The following is a 21,144-nucleotide window of genomic DNA, read 5'->3' on the forward strand; positions in this document are numbered from 1 at the left end:
GACGACCGGGCCGGGACCTTCCGTGCCCGGCCCGGTCCCGCCGGGCGGCACTGCCGGGTGGCCACGGTAGGTGGCCCGTCAACCGTCGTGCCGGGGCACGCCGCTCGTGCGACGCTGCACGGCATGACGTTCGTCCGGCAGCACACCGCGTTGGCGCAGGTCTACGACGGGATCACCCGGGTGGTCACCGACCTCGACGACGCGGCGCTGCAACGATCCACCCGGTGTCGCGGCTGGGTCGTCGCCGACCTGCTCTTCCACCTGCTCGGCGACGCCCAACGCGCCCTGGTCGCCCTGGCCAGCCCCGCCGACGGGCCGGCAGACACCGACGACGTCAGCTACTGGCGGTCCTTCCCGGCGGGTGACGACCCCGACGCCGCAGCCCGGCACGCGTGGTGGGTCCGCCGCTCGGCCGCCGCCTTCGACCGGCCCACCGGTGTGGTCCGGATCTGGGCGGACACCGCACCGGCTGCCGTCCGCGCGGCGGGTGCCGCCGACCCGCAGGGGCACGTCACCACCCAGGGGCACGTGCTGCGGGTGCCCGACTTCCTGGCCACGCTGACCACCGAGGCCGTCGTACACCACCTCGATCTGGTGCACCACCTGCCCGAGGGGCCGCCGCCCGGTCCGCTGGCCGTCGAGGTCGCGGTCACCACCATGGACGGCCTGCTCAGCGACGACGCCGTCCGGCCCGCCGACTGGGACGACCTGACCTACCTGGGCAAGGCCACCGGTCGGGAGCCGTTGACCGACCGGGACCGGGTGGCGCTGGGCGAGGCAGCCGGCTGGTTTCCGCTGCTCGGCTGATCTCGACGGGCACGGAACTGATGTGCTACCGCTGGCGGACGATCATCTGTGCGGCAATCTCCGCCTTCCGGGCCAGCGCCGGTTCGGCATTGAGGTAGAGGAGGGAGGCTATCCTCTCGGCCGGCCCACAGGTGGTTCCGACAGTGCAGATACTCTTGTGTGGACGCACCGACAGACCACTGATGCCGCTACTTTCGAGGAAAGAAACGAATGCGGTCATGACATGTCGTCTTCCGACCACTCTGAACTGAGCAAAGGTTCGACCGCTCGGGGCTGCCCTCTTGTAGATCCCCAGCGAGCCGTCACCATCGACGACACCACGCCAGAAGTCGCGCGAGACGACCAACCGCTCGTCGATGGAATCATCGTATCTGCCCAATTCGATGAGCCGGTCCGCCAAGCTCCGCGAACGCACGGAGAACTGACACGATCCTTGGGTCGGATTTGTTTGGGAGATGCTGTTACCACAGCCCAGATAATCCCGCAGCGCGACCAACTGGCCTCGGTCTCGCTCAGCCAGCCCTATCGATATCTGCGGCAGGTGACCTGGCCGGTAGCTGACACATCCGTCAGCGAACAGGAACCCGATCCAGTAGCAGGCATCAGGCGTCAGACTGTCGAAGGCATCATGCCGCAAACCCTCCGAGACTGATGGGATATTGATTCCTCGGCGGGAGATCAGGCCGCGAACAGACGGAACCGTGACGCTGAACTCGGTGGCGATCTGCCCGAGGCTCACTCCGTTGAGAAATCGATTTATCACTTCCTCCCGCTGCGCATCCGTCAGCCTCCCGGTCCGACGCGCAGGTACGCCACAACGACGGAGCATCCCTCGGATCGCCTGCCTTGTCACCCCGTAACGCAGGGCGATACTCGTGATGCTCTCCCCGCTCTCCGCACGTACGACCACGTCTCGTCGCCGCTCACCGGCGAGTTACCTCCCGGCCCCGGTCATCCGATAGCCATATCGACGAATCGAGAGAGATGAAGCTGGGCCGCGACCGTTATACTATCGGTCGGACCATTCCTGTGCTTGGCGATTATGAAATCCGCCTCTCCGGCGCGCGGCGACTCCTTGTCGTAGTAGTCGTCGCGGTGCAACAGGATGACGACGTCAGCATCTTGTTCGATCGAGCCAGATTCGCGCAAATCGGACAATTGGGGTCGCTTGTCGGTGCGTTGCTCGGGGCCACGGTTGAGCTGGCTGACCGCGATCACCGGGCACTCGACCTCCTTGGCCAGCAGCTTGAGGCCACGGGACAGGTCCGCGACCTCCTGCTGACGGCTCTCGGTGCGCTTCGGTGAGGTCATCAGCTGGAGATAATCGACGACGATCATCTTGAGATCGTGCTTCTGCTTGAGCCGCCGCGCCTTCGCCCGGATCTCCATCAGGTTCATGCTCGGCGTGTCGTCCACGAACAGCGGCGCCTCGCTGATCTCACCCATGCAGCGGGCCAGCTTGGTCCAGTCGTCGTCGGAGAGCTGCCCGCTGCGCAGCACGTGCAGCGGGACCCGCGCCTCGGCCGAGAGCAGCCGCATGACGATCTCGACCTTGCTCATTTCCAGCGAGAAGATGGCGGCGGCCTGGTTGGCCCGGATCGCCGCGTTGCGGGCGAAGTCCATGCTGGCCGTGCTGTTGTGGGTGGGGATCATCGACCGGCCGGCCAGGTAGAGATGGTCCGGGTTGTCGACGGTCACGCACCGCACCGGCACGCTGGCCACCGGCCGCACGTCCACCACGTACCGGACACCCGGGTCGGTGCGTGGGCGGACGGCCTCGGCGGACGCCCTGGGCTCGCGGCGGAAGACGGCGTCCTGGGTGGCGAAGGCGACCGTGTACGTCGTCCCGGTCCGACCGGGTGCCGGCCGCTCGGTGACCGTGCAGCGGTACCCGAGACCCACCACGAGTTCCCGCACGTCACCGGTCAGCCGACGCGAGATCGAGGTGTACCGGAGGTCGCCGGTCGGGGTGAGGGTGCCGGCGGTGTCCATCAACCCGGCGAGCAGCGCCCGACGTTGCGCCTCGGAGCCGCGCAGGTAGTCCCGGGGGATGTGCTTGTCCGCGAGGACGCCGATCTCCCGCAGCGTCGCCAGGAAGGACCCGGCGAGATGACCCGGGTCGGCCCGGCCGTCGCCGAGCCAGCCACCCAGGCCGTACGGAGGGATGGGCACCGCCCGCTCGGGCAGTTGCAGGGGGGCGCAGGTGGCGACGGCGTGGCGGGGGCTTCCCTCCGGGCCGGTACGCAGCGTCGCCGCGATCTGCGCCGTGGTGACTACGCCGTAGCCGGCCTCGGCGGGGCCCTGAGCTGCGTCTGCCGGTATGCCGCCTGCCGGCGCGAGGGCCCACGTCCGGGTGCTGGTCTGCCACAGGTGCTCGGCGTCGGCGACGATCACGCTGCCGTCGGAGAACTCGACCTCGTAGCAGGGACGCCCGTGCATCACGGCGAACGCGGCGGTGACCGTGGTCGGCGTACCGTCGGCGGCGAGCAACCGGTCGCCGACCTCGACCTCACCCATCGTGGTCCAGCCGTCGGGGGTGGGCAGCGGCGTGTCCAGGGCGAGCGCCTTGCCGAGACCGGGCCGGCCGGCCACGATGATGAGCTGCCCCGGGTGCAGGCCGTTGAGCAGCCGGTCCAGGTCGGTGAAGCCGGTCGGCACCCCGGTCATCACGCCGCCCTGCGCGCCGACCGCCTCGATCTCGTCGAGGGTGGGCTGGAGCATGTCGGCGAGGATCGCGAAGTCCTCGCTGACCCGCCGTTCGGTGATCTCGTAGACCGCCTGCTGGGCCAGGTCGACGACGTCGTCGACGTCGCGGCTGCCCCCGGCGGCGGTGCCGTAGCCGAGCTGCACGATCCGGGTGCCCGCCTCGACCAGCCGGCGCAGCACCGCGCGTTCGCCGACGATCCGGGCGTAGTAGGAGGCGTTCGCCGCCGTCGGGACGGCCGCCATGCAGGTGTGCAGGTAGGGGGCGCCGCCGACCCGGGCGAGGTCCCCCGAGTCGGCGAGGGCCGCCGCGACGGTGATGCCGTCGGCCGGCTCACCGCGCCCGTAGATGTCGAGGATCGCGTCGAAGATGGTGGCGTGGACGGGCCGGTAGAAGTCGGTCGACTTGAGGATCTCGACGACGTCGGCGATCGCGTCCTTGGAGAGCAGCATGCCGCCGAGGACGCACTGCTCGGCGGCCACGTCCTGGGGTGGGGTCTTGTCGAACTGGCCGTCGCGGGGCGGCGGGGCGGACGACTGCCCCGCTGCCCGGGGCTCCGCCCGCATGTCGTCGGTGACCGACACGGTTCCCCCTCCACAGCGTCGAGCTGGCCCCAGCGGTACGCCGGTGGTGTGCCACCTGCCGGTCGGGTCGATCGGGGGGCCATCGCGCGACCGGTCGGTGCCCCACGATACGGACCCCGAGGTCAGACCCTCAACCGGCGCGGTGGATGAGCCTCGGGACAACCTGTGGACGCGAGTGGACAACCATGTGCGCAGCGTGTGCACAGCCTGTGGAAAACTGTGGAGGAAATCCGGGCTCCACGGCTCTGACCTGGTGTTTCTTTGTCCCCACCCTGTGGACGAATAATTTCTGGTAAGGCTCTTGGGTCGGTCTTCCCGTACTATCTCTGCGAAACGGCTACACCTGGACAGCGGATTGCACTTTCGGTTGAGAAGGGTCACGCTCCGGCCGTGAGTTACCGGGACTGGGAGCGCGGGGAGGGCAACCCGCGCGAGCGTCAGCCGATCGCCCCGTGGGACGACCTCGGCGACCCGGTCCTGTCAGCTTCACACTCCTCGACGGACCGCTACCGCACGCCGAGCCGCCGCCGGGCGGTCGAGCGTGGCCAGGAGGAGCCCGTCGACGCCTACCTGCCCCGGTGGGCGGTCGAGTCGGGGATCGCCCACGCCGACGGCCGTGGCCGGCATGCCGCCCCGGACGACGAGGACGACGACGCCCCTCCGGTCTCCGGGGTGGGTCGTCGTGCCGCCAGACGGCGGCGGGAGAGCGAACGGCGGGAAACCCGCGCCATCGCCGCCGCCCCCGAGTCCGACCACACCCGGGAGTGGACTTTCGACCGCCCGCAGGATCAGGGGTACGTCGGCAGCCGGCGGGCGGACACCGATGAGGGTGCGCCGGTCTCCGGGGCCGCCCCGACGGCTCGCCCGCGGCGGTCGCCGTCCCGCCGGCCCGAGGTGATCTGGTCCGGCGGTGACGACTCCGACCTGCCGGTGGAGGCCGTACCTGAGCAACCGCCCCGGCGACGGCGGCGCAACACCGACGATTCGTGGGCCCGGCCGTTGACCGACCCGGGAAGCCGTCCGGCGAGCGACCCGTGGAGCCGTTCCGCCGAGCCGGAGCCGGAGTACCGGCCTGCGGTGGACCCGTGGGACGCGTCCGGCGTGCACAGCTGGCAGAGTCCGGTGGCTGACGACCGCTGGGAGCGTCCCGGCGGGGCGTCGCGGTGGGAGCAGAGCGACGACACCGGCCAGTGGGACCGGTTCACCGACACCGCGCAGTGGGACCGGACGGACGTCGGCCGGTGGGGGTCGGTGACCGCAGATCGTGACGAGGTCGGCCGCCGGGACACGGGCGGTGTCGGCCGGTGGGGGTCGGTGACCGCGGATCGTGACGAGGTCGACCGCCGGGACACGGGCGGGATCGGCCGCCGGGACACCGGCGGTGACGGCCGCTGGGGCCGGGACGACGCCGACCGGTGGGACGCCGACGGTGACGGCCGCCGGGCCCGGGACGACGCCGACCGGTGGGAACGGTCGGTGCCTCCCCGGTCCTCGCAGCCGGTGACGGGTGGCGAGGGCTGGCCGTGGGGTGAGCAGCCGGAGGGGTTCTGGTCGGGCACCCGGCTGGCCGGCGACGATCCCCGGTGGATGGACCCACCGACCTCGGCACCCCGCTCTCCGGTGGTGGGTTACACGGCACCGAGGCCCCGGCCGGTGCCCCGGCGTCGGGCCGAGCCGGCGTCGGGCCGGTCGGTGGCGACGGCCGCACTGCGGGACCGGATCGGATCGGTGGGTGCCGGTTCGTGGAGCCGCCGCCTGGAGGACGACCTGCTCGACCCGGACCCGGGTGGCCCGCTGCGCCCGCTGGTCTACACCGCCGCCTGCTACCTGGTGCCGGCGGTGCTGGTGTTTCTGTGGCTGTTGACCCTGGACGGTCAGCCACCGGCCGGCTGTGTCACGGACATCAGCGGCGGCGGGTGTGAACCGCCCCGGGCGCACGCCTTCGGTTCCCTGGTCGCGGGGGCACCCCGGTTCGGGCTGTCGCTGCTGAGCAGTCTGGTGGTGGCGGTCCTGCTGCGCCGGGTGGGGACGACCTGGCGGCCGGCGACGGTGGCGTTGGCGGCGGCGGTGGTGGGTGGTGGCCTGTCCACCGTGTTGATCAGCGCGATCACCGGTCAGCCGATCGGCTGACCTGCGCGGAGCTTCCGGCGTCGGTGGCGCCGCGCGGTGCCGCCGAGCCTGGCTTGGGGTGGTGTGCGGTCGACAGTCCCAGGGGTGAAGGGACGCCGCCGCAGAGCCCCGGGCCGTCGGTGGACATGACTTGGCCCGCACCGGGTGCCGGTGCGGGCCATGTCGGGTGATGCTGTGCGGTGAGGTCAGCCCTGGACGACGTTGAGGTCGAACTTGGCGGACACCTCGGGGTGCAGCTTGACCCGCACCGGGTAGGCGCCGGTCGACTTGATGTGACCGGGCATCTCCAGCCGACGACGGTCGAGGACCGGGCCGCCGGCCGCCTTGACGGCGTCGACGACCTCGGCCGGGGTGACCGAGCCGAAGAGCCGGCCACCGTCGCCGGCGCGGACCTTCAGGTTGACCTTCAGGCCCTCAAGCTGGTCCTTGACCTCGGTGGCGTGGCCCAGGTCGCGGATCTCCCGGGCCGAGCGGGCCCGCTTGATGACCGTGACCTGTTTCTCCGCACCCTTGGTCCAGCTGATCGCGAAGCCCTGCGGCAGCAGGTAGTTACGGCCGTAGCCGTTCTTGACCTCGACGATGTCGCCGGGGGCACCGAGACCGGAAACTTCCTGGGTCAGGATGATCTTCATGTCGGTGCCTCCTCTCAGCGGGCCGTGGCGGTGTACGGCAGGAGCGCCATCTCACGGGCGTTCTTGACCGCACGGGCGATCTGCCGCTGCTGCTGGGAGGTGACCCCGGTCACCCGCCGAGCGCGGATCTTGCCGCGGTCGGAGATGAACTTACGCAGCAGCGCGGTGTCCTTGTAATCGATATAGGTGATCCCGTCCTTGTCGAGCGGGTTCACCTTCTTCTTCGGCTTGCGAAGTGCCGCAGCCTTGGCCATTGCACGTGCTCCTGGTTTACGATCGCGGGCGCTCGGCGCCATTAGAACGGTGGCTCCTCATCAAAATTGGCGCCCGAACCACCGCGCGAGGAGGGAGCCGGAGCAGCAGAGGCCCAGGGGTCGTCGAAGTTGCCTCCGCCGCCGCCCTGATTGCCACCGCCACCGGAACCGAAGCCACCGCCGCCACCACCGGAACGCGACATCTTCTGCACCTTCGCCGTGGCGTAGCGCAGCGACGGGCCGATCTCGTCGACCTCGAGCTCGATGACGGTGCGCTTCTCACCCTCGCGGGTCTCGTACGACCGCTGACGCAGCCGACCCGAGACGATCACGCGGGCGCCCCGCTGGAGCGACTCGGCGACGTGTTCCGCCGCCTGCCGCCACACGGTGCAGGCCAGGAAGAGCGGCTCGCCGTCCTTCCATTCGTTGGTGGTCTTGTCCATGAACCGGGGCGTCGAAGCGACCCGGAACTTGGCGACCGCCGCACCCGACGGGGTGAACCGCAACTCGGGGTCATCGGTCAGATTGCCGATGACCGTGATGGTGGTGTCTCCTGCCATGACCAACTCCTCGCGCACTCATCGTTGCGTCGTACAGACTCGCAGAGCCGTACGACATCACCGACGAGGCTGATCCGGGCGAACCGGGGTTGAATGCTTAGCGCATCTCCGGCCGGATGACCTTGGTGCGCAGCACGGACTCGTTGAGCCGCAGCTGGCGGTCGAGTTCGGCCACCGCCTCCGGCGTCGCCTGAAGGTCGATGACGGCGTAGATGCCCTCGGCCTTCTTGTTGATCTCGTACGCGAGGCGCCGGCGGCCCCACACGTCGGTCTTCTCGACCGAGCCACCCGCGGTCCGGATCACGTTCAGGTACGTGTCGAGCGAGGGTGCGACGGTGCGTTCCTCGAGGCTGGAGTCGAGGATCACCATTACTTCGTAATGACGCAAGACGTGCTCACCTCCTGTGGGCTAGGCGGCCACGGTCCTTCCGTGGCAGGAGGTCGTGCGTCGTGCCCGTCCCGGAGCGGGGGAACCCGACCGGACGCGGACAACCGGACCAGAATACCCGGCCCCGACGATCATGCCCGGGCAGGTCGACCCGACGGGGTGACCCGGCCGGGCAGGAAGGGCGACAGGGGCCCACCGCGACACCCGAAGGCCGGCGGTGGACCCCTGTCCACGGGGCCGCGGGGCGTCCCGTCCGCATTCCTTGGGTGGGACCTGGGGAGGAACGACCACACCGATGAGGTTGGATCGAGGACACCCCGCGGAGCTTCATCCTGTTGTTATCTGACGGTACAACGGCAATCGTCACGTGATAGCCGAATTGCAACTATTCGTCCCACTGCCCTACCTCGGTCAACGATCGCCGCGGTCACCGGGTGACGCCACGCACCCTGCGACGCGGCGGACCGGGGCGGCGGGACGGCGCGACTTGCCCGCGACCGTCACCAGCCGGCGTCGGGGACGGGACGTAGGCTCGCCTGCATGCGTATCGGAGCCCACGTCGACCAGGCCGACCCGCTGGCGGAGGCGGCCACCCGTACCGCCGAGGCGGTGCAGTTCTTCCTCTCCGACCCGCAGGGTTGGAAGGCCCCGAAACCCCGGGAGGACGCCGACCGGCTGCGCGCCGCCGACGTGGACCTCTGGGTGCACGCCCCGTACGTCATCAACGTGGCCACCCTCAACAACCGCATCCGCATCCCCAGCCGCAAGCTCCTGCTGGCCCACGCCACTGCGGCGGCGCAGCTCGACGCCCGGGGGCTGATCGTGCACGGCGGCCACGTCAATGCCGGTGACGACCTCGCCGTCGGCTTCGACAACTGGCGCAAGACCTTCGCCTACGCGGCCGACTCCGGTGGCTTCCCCGTGCCGGTCCTGATCGAGAACACCGCCGGCGGCGACAACGCCTGCGCCAGGCGGCTCGACGCGCTGGCCCGGCTCTGGGACGCCCTCGGTGACTACGAGGTGGGCTTCTGCCTCGACACCTGCCACGCGTACGCCGGTGGCGAGGAGCTACTCGACCTGGTCGACCGGGTGAAGGCGATCACCGGCCGGATCGACCTGGTGCACGCGAACAACTCCAAGGGCGGGTTCAACTCCGGGCAGGACCGGCACGACAACCTCGACGGCGGCACCATCGACCCGGAGCTGCTGGTGGCGGTGATCCGGGCGGCGGACGCCCCGGTCATCGTGGAGACCCCCGGCGGGGCGACCGGTCAGGGTGCCGACATCGCCTTCCTCCGTGGGCAGCTCGGCACGGGGGCCTGAGCGCCGATGACCACCAACGCGACGGGCGGCAGCCCACCCCCACGGCAGACCGGCGGCACGGACCCCACCCCCGGGTCGCCGCAGGACCGGCCGGCACCCGACGCGCGGGACAGCTCGGAGCCGGGCAGGAACGACCCGCCCCCGGCCACCGGACCCGACCCGCAGCCAGCCGGGTCGGGCGGTGAGCCGGCCGGGTCGGGCGGTGAGCCGGGCGGACCCGACTTGCAGGCCGACGGAGCCGGCGTGGAGCCCGCCGAGGGCGGCCCGGTAGCCGACGAGAGCCGGGCCGAGGGTGGGAGGGCCGGCGGCGGGAAGGCCGGGGCCGACCCCGGGCCGACCGGGGCGAAGGCCCAGCCGGCCGGGACGACCACGGAGAAGGCCGCAGCGCCGACCACGGTGGCGACCGACCGGGCCGGCACACCGACCGCAGTGGCAGCCGACCAGGGCGCGACGATCGCGGTGGCAGCCGACCAGGCCGGCACGACGATCGACCCGGCTGCGAAGCCCAGGACCTGGAAAGACCGGCTCAGGAGAAGCAGGGCCGGGAAAGACGAAGCCGGGAAGAGCCGGGGTGACGGGCCGGCCGGGGGCGAAGCGGAGCAGCAGGAGCCGGCGGCCGAGGCCGATCCGTGGACCTCGTTCGCGCCCGCGCCCGAACCGGTGCCCGGCCGCCCCGTCCGGGCAGCCCACGCCACCGGCCGGTTCCTGGTGCACGAGTGGACGCTCGCCGTCCTCGGCTCGCTCACGCTGGCCGTGGGGATGACCTGGCCGACCCTGCGCTACCCGCTCTACACGCTCCCCCAGGACTACTGGGACCCGAGCCTCCAGGCCTGGCAGATGGCCTGGTCCGGGCATGCCCTGCGGACCGACCCGGGGCAGCTGTTCCAGTCCAACACGTTCTTCCCGGAGCCGTGGAGCTTCGCCTTCTCCGACATGCTGCTCGGGTACGCCCCGGTCGGTCTGCTCGGCACCGGCCCGGACGCCGCCGTGCTCCGCTACAACATCATGTTCGTGCTGGCGCACGCGATGGCCACCTTCGGGGCGTACGTGCTGGCCCGGCAGTTGGGCGCGGGACGGATCGGGTCGGCCGTCGCCGGGGTCAGCTACACGTACGCGCCGTGGCTGCTCGCCCAGGCCGGTCACCTGCACATCGTCTCCAACGGCGGTATCCCGTTGGCGCTGGCCATGCTGGCCCGGGGGCACGGCTGGTCGCTGCGGCACGGCTACCGCCCCGAACGCCGCCGGGTCGGCTGGGCGTACGCCGGGTGGGCGGTCGCGGCCTGGCAGCTCAGCCTGGGCTTCGGCATCGGCCTGGTCTTCGCGTACGTCCTCGCGGTCATCCTGCTGGTCTCGGCGGTGGTGTGGTTCTGGCGGCGGCGGCAGGGGCGGCGGCCCTTCGGGCGGCGGCTGTTCGTGGCCGACCTGGTCGGCGGGCTCCTCTTCGCCGCCGTCGGCGCGCTGCTGGCGGTGCCGTACTTCAAGGTCGCCGAGCTGCACCCCAACGCGGAACGGACGATCGGCGACATCGGTGTCTACTCACCACCGGCGAGCGGCTTCTTCACCGCGCCCGGCGAGTCGTGGATCTGGGGTGGGTTGCACGAGGGGGCGCGGGCGGCGCTGCCCTGGCATCCGGAGATGACCCTGCTGCCGGGCTTCGTGCTGTACGCGCTGGCGGCCGGCGGGCTGTTCCTCTCGGTGTGGCGGCTGCGGCACCGGCTGTTCATGCTGGCCGGGGTGCTGGTCACCATGGTGCTGGCGATGGGCACCCGGTTCTTCGACGGCACCTTCACCTATGCGCCGCTCTTCGACCACCTGCCGGGCTTCAACGGTCTGCGTACGCCCGGTCGGATGATGCTCTGGACGACGCTGCTGCTCGGCCTGCTGGCCGCCGGTGCGGTGAGCGCCTTCGCCCAGCGGGTCCGCGAGCTGAGCACCGAGCGGGTGCCCTCCCGGCCGTCACCGTGGCTGCGCGTGGCCACCCTGCTGCCGCTGCTGCTGGTGGTCGTGGAGGGGTTGAACACCACACCGCACCCGGTGGTGCCGGAGCAGCCGGCGGCGATGCGCACGGTGGACGGTCCGCTGCTGGTGCTGCCCAGCAGCCAGAACCAGGACCAGCCGGTGATGCTCTGGTCGACCAGCCGCTTCCAGCAGGTGGTCAACGGCGGCAGCGGCTTCACCCCGAAGCAGCTCGACGACGTCCGTCGGGTGACGGCGGCCTTCCCCGACCAGACCAGCGTCGACTACCTGCGCACCCTCGGCGTACGCAACGTGGTGGTGCTGCGGGACCAGATCGTCGGTACGCCGTGGGAGGTGACGGTGGATGCGCCGGTCGAGCAGTTGGGCATCACCCGTCAGCAGGTCGGCAACGCCGTCGTGTTCCGTCTCTGAGCACCTGCTCCCGTCGGCACGGCACAGCGGAGGCTTCTAATCAGTGAGCTTCACGATTCGGCGGTCGGACCCGTCGGGGATCCCGGGGCAGGCGGTATCGGTCATCGTCACCTGAGGGTCCTTCTCGGCGACGCCGGCCAACCGCACACAGAGCCGGACGTGAACCTCGGCGGCGACGAATCCACCGCCGTTGGCGGTCCCGTCGTAGTAGACGTCCACTTCCAGCCGCTCATCAGGGGAGGACCGGCTGGCGAAGACCGTGCCGAAACGTTCTGTGGTGCCCACCGACCCGGCCAGAGCGGCCAGCTGGCCTGCCGGGTCACGCTCGGCAGTGTGCGGGTCGGCGAGGACTGCGACAGCGGTACGCCGGGCCAGTTCGGCGCGGGACCGCACCGAGTCGGTCGCCGTGTCGACCGCCCGCGCCTCGGAGTCGAGACCACAGCTGGTGAGGCAGAGCAGGGCGGTGCCGGCGAGGAGGAGCATCCTCCCCACCGGCACCGCTCGGAAAGCTCTGATCACAGGCCCATGAAATCGACGACGACGTGATTCATCACCGAAGCATAGCGGTTAGAGCCGCCTAGGTTGGGATGGAATGATTGCTGCGAAATGCCGTACTTGTTCCAGCTTTCCGGCAGCTCGTCCAGTAACTCCCCATTCTCGCCCGGAGTCAGGGTGTAAACCACCCTGTGGATTTCCTCCGTCTGAGCACAGACACCATGACCGGAGAACGCAAAGGTGGGATCACCGAAATAAGTGGGGATGCCCTCCGAGCTGGCTTCAGTCGTGGCGAGGCCCATTACCGAAGCCAGCAGCATGGCCGTGTTATTCAACCACTTCCGCTCCCCGTCGCTGATCTCGGGCATGCAGAGTGGCCCGGTGTCCTCGAACAGCTTCGGATAGCCCATTAGCATGATCTGCGCACTTGGCGCCTTCTTGTGGATCTCTCGTAATACTGTTTTGATGGACTGCTTCACTGGCCCCTCGATGTCTGCCTTGACCTGCGCAGCAAGCGGCTTGGTGTCACCGGGATAGGTGTCGGTGTCGCAGTTAAAGCTGTTCAGGAAACAGAACTGGAGCACATTGGCGAAGCGGGCATCATTACCGCCGATCGACAGTGTCACCAACGTGGTGTTCTCGTCCAGAAAACCTCGGTCGAGCTGCGACATCTCACCTGAATGGTATTCGGCCGCCTCGCCCCACGCATTCGTCGGCAACGGCTGCCCGGCTGGGACGGTGTAGCCGGGAAGCAGCTGCTCCGTCTGAGCACCGGAACAGGCGAGGAACTGATAATCCAGGTTCGGATCCCAACCGTCCGAACGGGAGCCGATGCTTGACGTACTGTCGGAGAATTTCGCCAACCGGGACCAGGCGGACCGGGACCGGTGGCAGACGTCCTGATAGCGAACCTCGTCGTTGACGATCTGCTTGTAGTCGGTCTCCCGGTAATAGTCGGACCCGTTCGAGCTTGAGACCCCCTCACCCGACGAGTACGAATCACCCAGAGAAACGACCTGGTGGCGGGGCTTGGCTGTCAACTTCTGGATCGCGATGGCATCCCACGCCACATCCTCGTCCCCGGTTCCGTCATACGCGTCGTTGGTCAGCCGCACCTTCGGCGTTCCGGTGAACTTGAACACCCCGAGCGACACCCATTGATTGCTCTGCACCCGTTGCAGGACGACCCGCTTCTTACCAGCCCCGAATCCCTGCCCGAGGTCGATCTCGTAGGTGGCTTGCCGGGTGTGCGCGCCGTGATCCGGAATATGCACCATCACCCGCGCCCAACCGGTGACCGCCTGGTTGAGGGTCCAGGTGCCAGCGACCTTCATCTTGCCGCCCAGATCACCTGGAGCCCAGGTATGGGCGAACCAGAAGTGTCCACCGAAGCCACCACCGATCTGATGGAAGTCGACCTTGGAGGGCAGATTTCCCACGGAGTCGGTAGCGAAGCTCAGCCCGAAGGTGCCGGAATTGGTCCAACTGTTCGTACAACCCGCACGGACGGGTGGAGTACCCCCGGGCACATCGTCGATCACCAGGCTGCCCGTCGGCAGGCCGGTCAGATCACACTTCGGCAGATAGGTTGTCGCGTCGTCCTGGTATGCGTAGCCGGGATCGAAGCGCAGCACCTCATTGCCGAGCTGACTGCTCCCCTTCCAGTTGACCGATTTGTGGAACCAGCACACCAGGTCGTACTTGCCTGCCGCGTTGCGATGCGCACACGGCCCGGCCGGCTCACCCACCACGTCCGGATCGTCCGGGGTGTGCAGCTCCCCAGGATGACAGTCGTTGGACGCGTCACAGAACAAGTTCACCGGCGGCTTGACCTTCTCCCGGTCCTCGACGGTGCTCCACCAGGCAGCCCGGAAGCCGGCCACGAAGGTATCCGGCCCCTCCAGCAGGTTCGGCGGATGCCCGGCGAATCCCAGCACCTTCTCCTGATAGGGCCAGAACTGCGGCTTGGCCGCGTCGGCGTAGCTGTCTTCAAGGAACGGTCGGCGGTCCGGCCGGTACCGCGGGTTCGCCGGATTGTTGCCCCAGCCGAGACCCCATGGCTCGCCGGTGCCGAGGTTGGGATGCAGGCCCGAGTTGTACGCCCAGAGGGCGTAGAACCAGTTCTCCAAGCCGGCGGGGTTCCCGTCGTTGATGATCAACGAGGCGCTCCGGGTCTGGTTCCACTTGTCCTGAAGCACACGCAGGCCCGCCGCTACATTCGCGGCGAAGTCGAGCGCCACCGCCCGCTGGGCATGTCCGGGAACTCCGCTAACAATGCCCTGATCTGCGGCTCGACGGCATCCACGATCGAGCCCTTCGCCGCCCGCCGATACCGCGGCGGCCCATCACTGGCCAGGGCCTTTCTTCACGGTGTTGCGAGACATCCTCAACCGCCGTGCGATGGCCTGGATCGCCATGCCCTCCGACCGCCGCAGCCGCCGGATCTCCGCCCAGTCCTCCACGTTCAGCACCTCCCGATGCTTCAGGAGGTGGTCCCGATTCAGCCGGAACCACGTGGTCAGTTTTCAGGCGGAGCCGACACTCGGACGCCGGAATGCAGATCGTTGGTCGTAAGCGCGGCATCATCGGGCGAAGGAATCACAGCGGATGCGGAGGCGGCGGAACCAGTGCAACAGTGCGGTGGCCTACTCGACGACTCATCGTCGTGCGCCGAGGCCGCAGCCGTGGCCGACGCGGCGTCGGGCGATGGCAGGTGGGAGATCCAGGCCGCCATCCACAAAGCCCTCCTCACGCTCGCCTGCGAGAAGCGTCTCTCAGGTAGGACACCGCTCCACTACCGATCCTGCACGACAGCCCGGAGTTCGGTTCTTCCCCGGAGCTTGGCCAGCCAGGGAGCGTCGGGGGCACCGTCGAACACGCCGCCGTCCGGGTCGTCGAGGTAGGTCTGGCGCACCGCATCCCGCTCCGGGTGCAGGATGTCCTTGACGATCAGGACGCAGAGCACCACCACCGTGCCGAGCCGCAGCGACGAGGCGAGCACGAAGACGCCCTCGGGGAAGACCGGCCGACTGGTGGCCGAGCCGAGCAGTTCGCCGTAGAAGGCGACGAAGTAGCACACCTCGGCGAACTGCCAGGCGAGGAAGGCCCCCCAGCGGGGTCGGGCGAGCACCGCCAGCGGCAGCAGCCAGAGCACGAACTGCTGCGACCAGACCTTGCTGAAGATCAGGAAGGCAGCCACCACGAGGAAGGCGAGCTGGGCCAGCCGGGGCCGGCGGGGTGCCCGCAGGGTCAGCACGGCCACGCCGATGCAGGCCAGCCCGAACAGGGCGTACGACAGGTTGTTGAGGGTGGGGATGTTGCCGTTCAGCCACTGGAACGGGCCCTGGTCGCCGGGAGCGCCGGTGTTCACCTTGCCGTCGAGGTACCGCCCGATGTACCACAGCGTGCCCCAGTCGATGGGCCGTGTGGTGTTCAGGTCGAAGAACCGCCCCCAGTTGTCCGGGTAGCGGATCGCCGTCGGCAGGTTCACCGCGACCAGCGCGACCAGGCCGGTGGCGACGGCGGTGAACGCGGCCCGCAGCCGATTCGCGCGCAGGCCGAGGATCAGGATCGGGCCGAGCAGGAACAGCGGCCACATCTTCGCCGCACCGCCCAGTCCGAGCAGGATGCCGGCCAGTACGGGTTGTCGTTTCGCCCAGGCGGCCAGCCCGAGAGCGGCCAGCCCGATGGCGAGGAAGTCCCAGTTGACGGTGGCGGTGAGGAACAGCGCCGGGGCCAGCGCGAAGAGTGCCGCGTCCCAGGGTCGTCGGCGGCGCAGGGCGAGGATCACCGCGGCGGTGGCGACAGCGAGCGCGCTGAGGGCCAACGCGTTGGCGTTGTAGAACCACCGGCCCTGGTTGATCGTCGGGTCGTCGACCCCGACGGCGTGCACCGGCAGGCCGAGGGCGCCCATCATGTAGCCGGTGAGCACCGGGTATTCCACCGGGTGGTCCCGGTAGGGGACCTTGCCCTCGTGCAGGCCCTCGGCGTAATAGAGGGCCAGCACGTCGGTGTAGCACATCCGGGTGTACTGGATGTTGTTCTGCCAGGCGCCGTTCTGGCAGGGCGCCTTCTGCACCCAGTGCAGGGCCAGGGTCAGGCAGGCCAGGGCCAGCACGATCCGGGCCGCCGTCCAGAACCGGCTCTCCCGACCGGCGGGCCGGTCGACGGCGACGGCGTGGTCGCCGAGCGGCCCGCCGATCGCCTCGGAGACGCCCCGGACGAAGCCGTCCGATCGGGACGGGTGGTCGCTGCTCCCGGCGTCGTCGATGCCGGTCGTCGGCTGGGTGCTCATGAGAATGCATCCTGCCCTATGAATGGCTCTCGGACGAGCAGCATGTTCCGCCGGCGGCCCGCTTAACCCCGCGCGGACCGCCCCGGTGGGGGCCTGCCGAAAGACGCCGCTGCCGGCGATCCGCAGGTCTGCGGGTCGCCGGCAGCGGCATAGACGCTCGTCGGTGTGCTGGTCAGCTCAGTCCCGGGTACGCGGGGTGGGCAGCAGTCCGCCGCCGTTCCCGCCGTTCTGGCCGGGGAGGTTCTGGTTGGGTGGGGTCGGCGGATCGCCGCCCTGGTTCCCTCCCTGGTTCCCTCCCTGGTTCCCGCCTTGGTTCCCGCCCTGGTTGTTGCCGCCCGGGTTGTTGCCGTTCTGGTTACCACCGCCGAGGAGGCACTGCAGGTCGGTCGGTGCGCAGTTCTGGCCGTTCGGGTTCGGCGGCGGCGGCGGGGGCGGGGGCGGGGTGCCGTTGCCGGACTCCGGGTCGCCGACCTTCGCCGCCGGTGGGAAGTCCAGCTTCTCCTCGCCCTTGAGGGCGCCGTTCATGACCCGTTCCCAGATCTCGCCGGGCATGGAGGAACCGGTCATGTTGGCGCCGTTGTTCAGCTTGATCGCTTCCCGCTTGCCCTTGTTGCCCACCCAGACGGCGGTGGCGAGCTGCGGGGTGTAGCCGACGGTCCAGGCGTCACCGTTCTGGGTGGTGCCCTCCTTGAGCTCCCAGGTGCCGGTCTTGGCGGTCGACTTCCGGCCATCGGCCAAGGTGTGGTTGATCCGGCCCGGGTAGGCCTCCAACACGTCGGTCACGTCGGCGACCACGTCCGGGTTGATCCGCTTCTGCGGCTTGAGCTGCTCGCCGCCGAGCTTCTCCCACTTGCCGGTCTCCTTGTTCTGCTTCTCGGCGGAGATCAGGAAGTGGGCCTTGTTGTAGATGCCCTTGTTGGCGAAGGTGGCGATGCCGTTGGCGTGGTCGAGCACGGTGATCGGGTACTGACCGTAGGCGACCACGTGGTAGAAGGGGTCGGGCGCAAGGTCGGCGGCCTTCTCCTTGGTCAGGTCGTGCCCCTTGGGCGGGCTCACGTTCGTCTGCCACATCATGCTGACGCCGGCCTTGGCCGCCATGTCAACGATCTTGTCAGGCCCGATATCGAGGCTGACGTGGTAGAACGGCACGTTCAACGACTGCAGCGTGGACTCCCGCAGCGTGCAGGAGTCCCCGCACTTGGGGTTGTCGGTGCCGGCGTTGCTGACCCGGAACTCCACGCCCTCCGGGGTGAACGCCCGGCCCTTCCAGCGCGAGTCGACGGACTTGCCCGCCTCCAGCGCCGCCGCCAGCGTGTAGATCTTGAAACTGGAGCCGGGCGAGTGCCCGCCGGTGATGTTGCCGTTGGTGTCGGTGTTCGTGCCGGCGTAGTCGGTGCCGGTGCCGTCGTCCCCGCCGTAGTAGCCGAGCACCCGGCCGTTACGCGGGTCGATGGAGACCACAGCGGCCATCAGGTTCTTGCGCGCGCCGTCCAACTCGGAGCCCTTGGTGCCGCGCTGGGCGGCGCTGGTGACGGCCTTCTGCACCTTGTTGTCGATGGTGGTCCGGATCCGGTAACCACCCTCGCGGAGCATCGCCGAGCAGCGCGGCTTGCGCTCGGTCACCTCGGCGTCGTTGTCGGTGCAGAGCTTCTTCTCCCGCATCTCCGCCGAGACGTAGTTGATGACGTTGCCGATCGGGGTGTTGACGCCGAACTTGACGCCCGACCGGGACTCCTTGGGGGTCTGCAGCGTCTTCGTCGGGTACTCCGTCGGATGCGCCGGCCGGCCGGGGGCATCGACCCAGCGCATCTCGATCATGTTCTTGATGACGTAGTCCCAGCGGTCCTTGGCCTCGGCGGGGTTGAGCGCCGGGTCGAAACCCTTGTGGGTGGCGCTCGGTTCCGGCTGCTTGATCAGGGCGGCGAGCACGGCGGCCTCGGCCACGTCGATCTTCGAGACCGACTTGCCGAAGTAGGTCTGCGCCGCCGCCTCGATGCCGTACGCGTTGCGGCCGAAGTAGATGGTGTTGAGGTAGTGCTCCATGATCTGTTCCTTGGTGAACTGATCGTTGAGCTTGGAGGCGACGATCGCCTCCTTCACCTTTCGCGCGTACGAGTCGTCCTGGAGGTTCTCGTAGGCGTTGCGGGCGTACTGCTGGGTGATCGTCGAGGCGCCCTGCTTGTCGCCGTTGGAGAGGTTGTTCCAGGCGGCGCGGGCGATGCCCTTGTAGTCGACACCGGCGTGCTCGTAGAAGTTCTTGTCCTCCGCCGCCGCCACCGCGTCGCGCATGTGCTGCGGGATCTGGTTGATCGAGACGAAGGTGCGGTTCTGCTCGCCCACCTTGGCGATGACCGTCTTGTTGTCGCTGGCGTAGATGGTCGTGGCGAGCGGCAGCTTGATCTGGTTGGGCAGCACCACGGTGGTGGAGTAGTAGGTGAAGCCGACCACGCCGAGGCCGGCGAGCATGATGAAGACCGCGAAGCCGGCGATCAGCAGGTTGATCCGCTTGCGCCGCTTGGCCTTCGCCATCGCGTCCGGGTCACCCGGGCCGCGTCCACGCCCACCGCCGGCACCACCTCCGTAGCCGCGACCCGGCCCGTTCGGGCCGCCCGGCCCACCCGGCCCGCCGCCGCCGACCGGCGCGACGCCGGCCCGCGCCACCGAGGCGCGACCCGCGGAGCCGACCGAGGCCGCGCCGACGCTGGCCCGGCCGGCGGAAGCCGTCCCGACGCTGGCCCGCCCGGCCGGTCCGCCCGCCGGGGAGACCGGCACCGAGGCCCGACCCCCGCCACCCCATCCCGGCGAGGCCGGGGAGACCGGCACGGAGGCCCGACCCGGCCCGGCCGGGGAGACCGGCACCGAGGCCCGGCCCGGGGTAGCCCGGCCGACCGGGGCCGCGCCACCTGTCGCGCGCGGCGGGGGCACCGCCGCCGAAGCCCGCCCGGTGGGCGCGGCACCGCCGACCGAGGCCCGGCCGGCCGGGGCGGCACCCCGGTCGTCACCGCCCCATCGGGGGTACGCGTCGTCCGCCCCCGGTCCGGGGCCGCCGTTCGAACCCGGTACCTGGGCCCGCGCGCGCGGGGAACTGGGATCGCCGTACGAGTTCATTCCTCACACCCTGCCGGTCGCGGTGGGACGCGGGGGCGCCACCACCGGGTTGCCGTGAGCTGACACACGCGCCATGAGGCCGGCGATGAGCCGGGTGCGCGCTGCAAATTCCACATCATTCGGGCCAATCGGGCCGATGGGCCGCCGGTCGCGGTGTCTGTGTCGTACGACACCCGAGTCGACCGGATCAGCCAGGTTCACCGTTGCGCCTCTCGCCTTCGCTCCTGCCGGGCGGCGGCGGCGGACTCCGCAGCGCCCTGTTCCGGACCGCCGTCGGCCAGCCCGTCCCCGCCGAGCAGGAACTGCTCGACGAGGTGGTTCCAGTCACAGCCGAGGCACACCTCCACCACGAAGACCTGAAACTCACGCAGCGTCATCGCCAGCGCGGGCAACTCGGCCAGCGTGCGCGCCTGGCCGGCGGACTGCCTGAGTTCGTCCCCGTAAATGTAGTGGACGTGGGTGAGGTTCTCGCTCCGACAGATCGGGCACCGCTGTTCGGTCGGTTCCCCGTGGAACCGGGCCGCGTTCTTCAGGTAGGGCGAGGCGTCGCACACGTCGTACGTGCCGATCCGCCCGGCGAGCACGTCACGCAGCACTGCTCGCTTCTGCAGCGAGTAGTCGACCACCTGACGAGACGTGCGCATGCGGCAAAGGGTACGCGTTCCGATCGGGTGGGGCGACCACCGTCACGATCCGTGCACGGGCTGGCGCAGAACGGGGGTTTGCCCTGACAGCGGGGGAGGTACTAACGTGCGATGTATCGGTCCGATACATCGAGGCGGTTAATCAGCCGCTCCGAGGGTAAGGAAAGGGTGGCCCGTGCTCGAGCTCGCCATCCTCGGCCTCCTGCAGGAGGCCCCGATGCACGGCTACGAACTCCGCAAGGAGCTCACCGCCAAGCTCGGCGCCATCCGGGCGGCGATCAGCTACGGCTCGCTCTACCCGACCCTGCGCAGGTTGCAGGCGGCGGGTTGGATCACCGAGGCCGCCGACGCACCGGCCACCGCCGAGGAGGTTCCCGCACTGACCAGCCGACGAGGTCGGGTGGTCTACAAGATCACTGCGGAGGGCAAGGAACGCTTCGCCCAACTGATCGCGCAGGCCGGGCCCGAGACGTACGACGACACGGGCTTCGGTGTGCACTTCGCGTTCTTCGCCCGCACCGACCAGGCGACCCGGCTGCGCATCCTGGAGGGTCGCCGCCGCACGATCGAGGAGCGTCGCGAAGGACTTCGGGACGTGCTGGGCCGGGCGGCCGAGCGTCTCGACGCGTACACCCTGGAACTGCAACGCCACGGCCTCGACGCCTGCGAGCGCGAGGTCCGCTGGCTGGAGGAGCTCATCGCCAACGAGCGCTCCGGCCGTGCCCCGACAGTCCCGCGACCCGGGACGGCCGGCGGTCCACGAGACAACAACAGCCCGCCTCCGCCTGGAGAGTCCAGGAATGAGCGGCCGTCATGAAGAAGGAGGCAGACGC

Annotated in this window: 16 protein-coding genes and 1 pseudogene; 5 read left to right on the plus strand and 12 right to left on the minus strand. The window is 69.6% G+C overall.

What is annotated here, in order from left to right:
- Positions 1 to 123: 123 nt before the first annotated feature.
- Positions 124 to 807 (plus strand): maleylpyruvate isomerase N-terminal domain-containing protein, encoded by a 684-nt coding sequence (locus tag AB0K25_RS01580; protein ID WP_363817767.1) that lies wholly within the window; start codon positions 124 to 126, stop codon positions 805 to 807.
- Positions 808 to 832: 25 nt separating this feature from the next.
- Here the strand turns inward: AB0K25_RS01580 and AB0K25_RS01585 are convergent, their stop codons facing one another.
- Positions 833 to 1,546 (minus strand): hypothetical protein, encoded by a 714-nt coding sequence (locus AB0K25_RS01585; RefSeq protein WP_363817770.1) that lies wholly within the window; start codon positions 1,544 to 1,546, stop codon positions 833 to 835.
- A gap of 212 nt (positions 1,547 to 1,758) precedes the next feature.
- A complete protein-coding gene (gene dnaB, locus AB0K25_RS01590) occupies positions 1,759 to 4,077 on the minus strand; it encodes a replicative DNA helicase (protein WP_357533318.1) in 2,319 nt (772 codons plus the stop codon).
- A 408-nt stretch (positions 4,078 to 4,485) separates the two neighbouring features.
- On the opposite strand from dnaB, the gene AB0K25_RS01595 reads away from it, so the two are divergent.
- Entirely contained in the window at positions 4,486 to 6,225 is a 1,740-nt protein-coding gene (locus AB0K25_RS01595) for a hypothetical protein (protein WP_363817773.1), read from the plus strand.
- Between the two features lie 185 nt (positions 6,226 to 6,410).
- Here the strand turns inward: AB0K25_RS01595 and rplI are convergent, their stop codons facing one another.
- The 4 genes from rplI to rpsF form a co-directional block, all read right to left on the minus strand.
- Positions 6,411 to 6,857, minus strand: a complete 447-nt coding sequence (rplI, locus tag AB0K25_RS01600) for a 50S ribosomal protein L9 (protein WP_208565147.1) — start codon at positions 6,855 to 6,857, stop codon at positions 6,411 to 6,413.
- A 14-nt stretch (positions 6,858 to 6,871) separates the two neighbouring features.
- On the minus strand, positions 6,872 to 7,111 hold the full coding sequence (gene rpsR, locus AB0K25_RS01605) for a 30S ribosomal protein S18 (RefSeq protein ID WP_007073789.1): 240 nt from the start codon (positions 7,109 to 7,111) through the stop codon (positions 6,872 to 6,874).
- Positions 7,112 to 7,152: 41 nt separating this feature from the next.
- Positions 7,153 to 7,689, minus strand: coding sequence for a single-stranded DNA-binding protein (locus AB0K25_RS01610; RefSeq protein WP_208565148.1), 537 nt, complete (start codon positions 7,687 to 7,689; stop codon positions 7,153 to 7,155).
- Between the two features lie 79 nt (positions 7,690 to 7,768).
- On the minus strand, positions 7,769 to 8,059 hold the full coding sequence (rpsF, locus tag AB0K25_RS01615) for a 30S ribosomal protein S6 (protein ID WP_067301247.1): 291 nt from the start codon (positions 8,057 to 8,059) through the stop codon (positions 7,769 to 7,771).
- A 540-nt stretch (positions 8,060 to 8,599) separates the two neighbouring features.
- Between rpsF and AB0K25_RS01620 the strand changes: the two genes are divergently transcribed.
- Both AB0K25_RS01620 and AB0K25_RS01625 read left to right on the plus strand, forming a co-directional pair.
- Positions 8,600 to 9,382, plus strand: coding sequence for a deoxyribonuclease IV (locus AB0K25_RS01620; protein ID WP_208565149.1), 783 nt, complete (start codon positions 8,600 to 8,602; stop codon positions 9,380 to 9,382).
- A 243-nt stretch (positions 9,383 to 9,625) separates the two neighbouring features.
- Positions 9,626 to 11,770, plus strand: a complete 2,145-nt coding sequence (locus AB0K25_RS01625; protein WP_308290955.1) for a hypothetical protein — start codon at positions 9,626 to 9,628, stop codon at positions 11,768 to 11,770.
- 36 nt (positions 11,771 to 11,806) lie between these two features.
- On the opposite strand, the gene AB0K25_RS01630 is transcribed toward AB0K25_RS01625, so the two are convergent.
- The 6 genes and pseudogenes from AB0K25_RS01630 to AB0K25_RS01655 all read right to left on the minus strand — a co-directional run bounded on the left by AB0K25_RS01630 (position 11,807) and on the right by AB0K25_RS01655 (position 20,311).
- Complete coding sequence (locus AB0K25_RS01630) at positions 11,807 to 12,253, minus strand: hypothetical protein (RefSeq protein ID WP_219465362.1); 447 nt, start codon at positions 12,251 to 12,253, stop codon at positions 11,807 to 11,809.
- Positions 12,254 to 12,285: 32 nt separating this feature from the next.
- A complete protein-coding gene (locus AB0K25_RS01635) occupies positions 12,286 to 14,505 on the minus strand; it encodes a GDSL-type esterase/lipase family protein (RefSeq protein ID WP_219465363.1) in 2,220 nt (739 codons plus the stop codon).
- 5 nt (positions 14,506 to 14,510) lie between these two features.
- Positions 14,511 to 14,736, minus strand: a pseudogene (locus AB0K25_RS01640) (helix-turn-helix domain-containing protein); the annotation flags it as partial.
- 323 nt (positions 14,737 to 15,059) lie between these two features.
- The gene (locus tag AB0K25_RS01645; RefSeq protein WP_219465365.1) at positions 15,060 to 16,559 is read right to left on the minus strand and encodes a glycosyltransferase 87 family protein; all 1,500 of its coding nucleotides are present in this window, start codon (positions 16,557 to 16,559) and stop codon (positions 15,060 to 15,062) included.
- 177 nt (positions 16,560 to 16,736) lie between these two features.
- Positions 16,737 to 19,667, minus strand: coding sequence for a transglycosylase domain-containing protein (locus AB0K25_RS01650; RefSeq protein WP_363817780.1), 2,931 nt, complete (start codon positions 19,665 to 19,667; stop codon positions 16,737 to 16,739).
- A 197-nt stretch (positions 19,668 to 19,864) separates the two neighbouring features.
- Positions 19,865 to 20,311, minus strand: a complete 447-nt coding sequence (locus AB0K25_RS01655; protein ID WP_219465368.1) for a DUF5318 domain-containing protein — start codon at positions 20,309 to 20,311, stop codon at positions 19,865 to 19,867.
- A gap of 175 nt (positions 20,312 to 20,486) precedes the next feature.
- On the opposite strand from AB0K25_RS01655, the gene AB0K25_RS01660 reads away from it, so the two are divergent.
- On the plus strand, positions 20,487 to 21,128 hold the full coding sequence (locus AB0K25_RS01660; RefSeq protein ID WP_208565153.1) for a PadR family transcriptional regulator: 642 nt from the start codon (positions 20,487 to 20,489) through the stop codon (positions 21,126 to 21,128).
- The last annotated feature ends 16 nt before the right edge of the window (positions 21,129 to 21,144 follow it).

The organism is Micromonospora sp. NPDC049257 (genome assembly GCF_040678915.1).
In the GTDB taxonomy this organism is placed as follows: Bacteria; Actinomycetota; Actinomycetes; order Mycobacteriales; family Micromonosporaceae; genus Micromonospora; species Micromonospora antibiotica.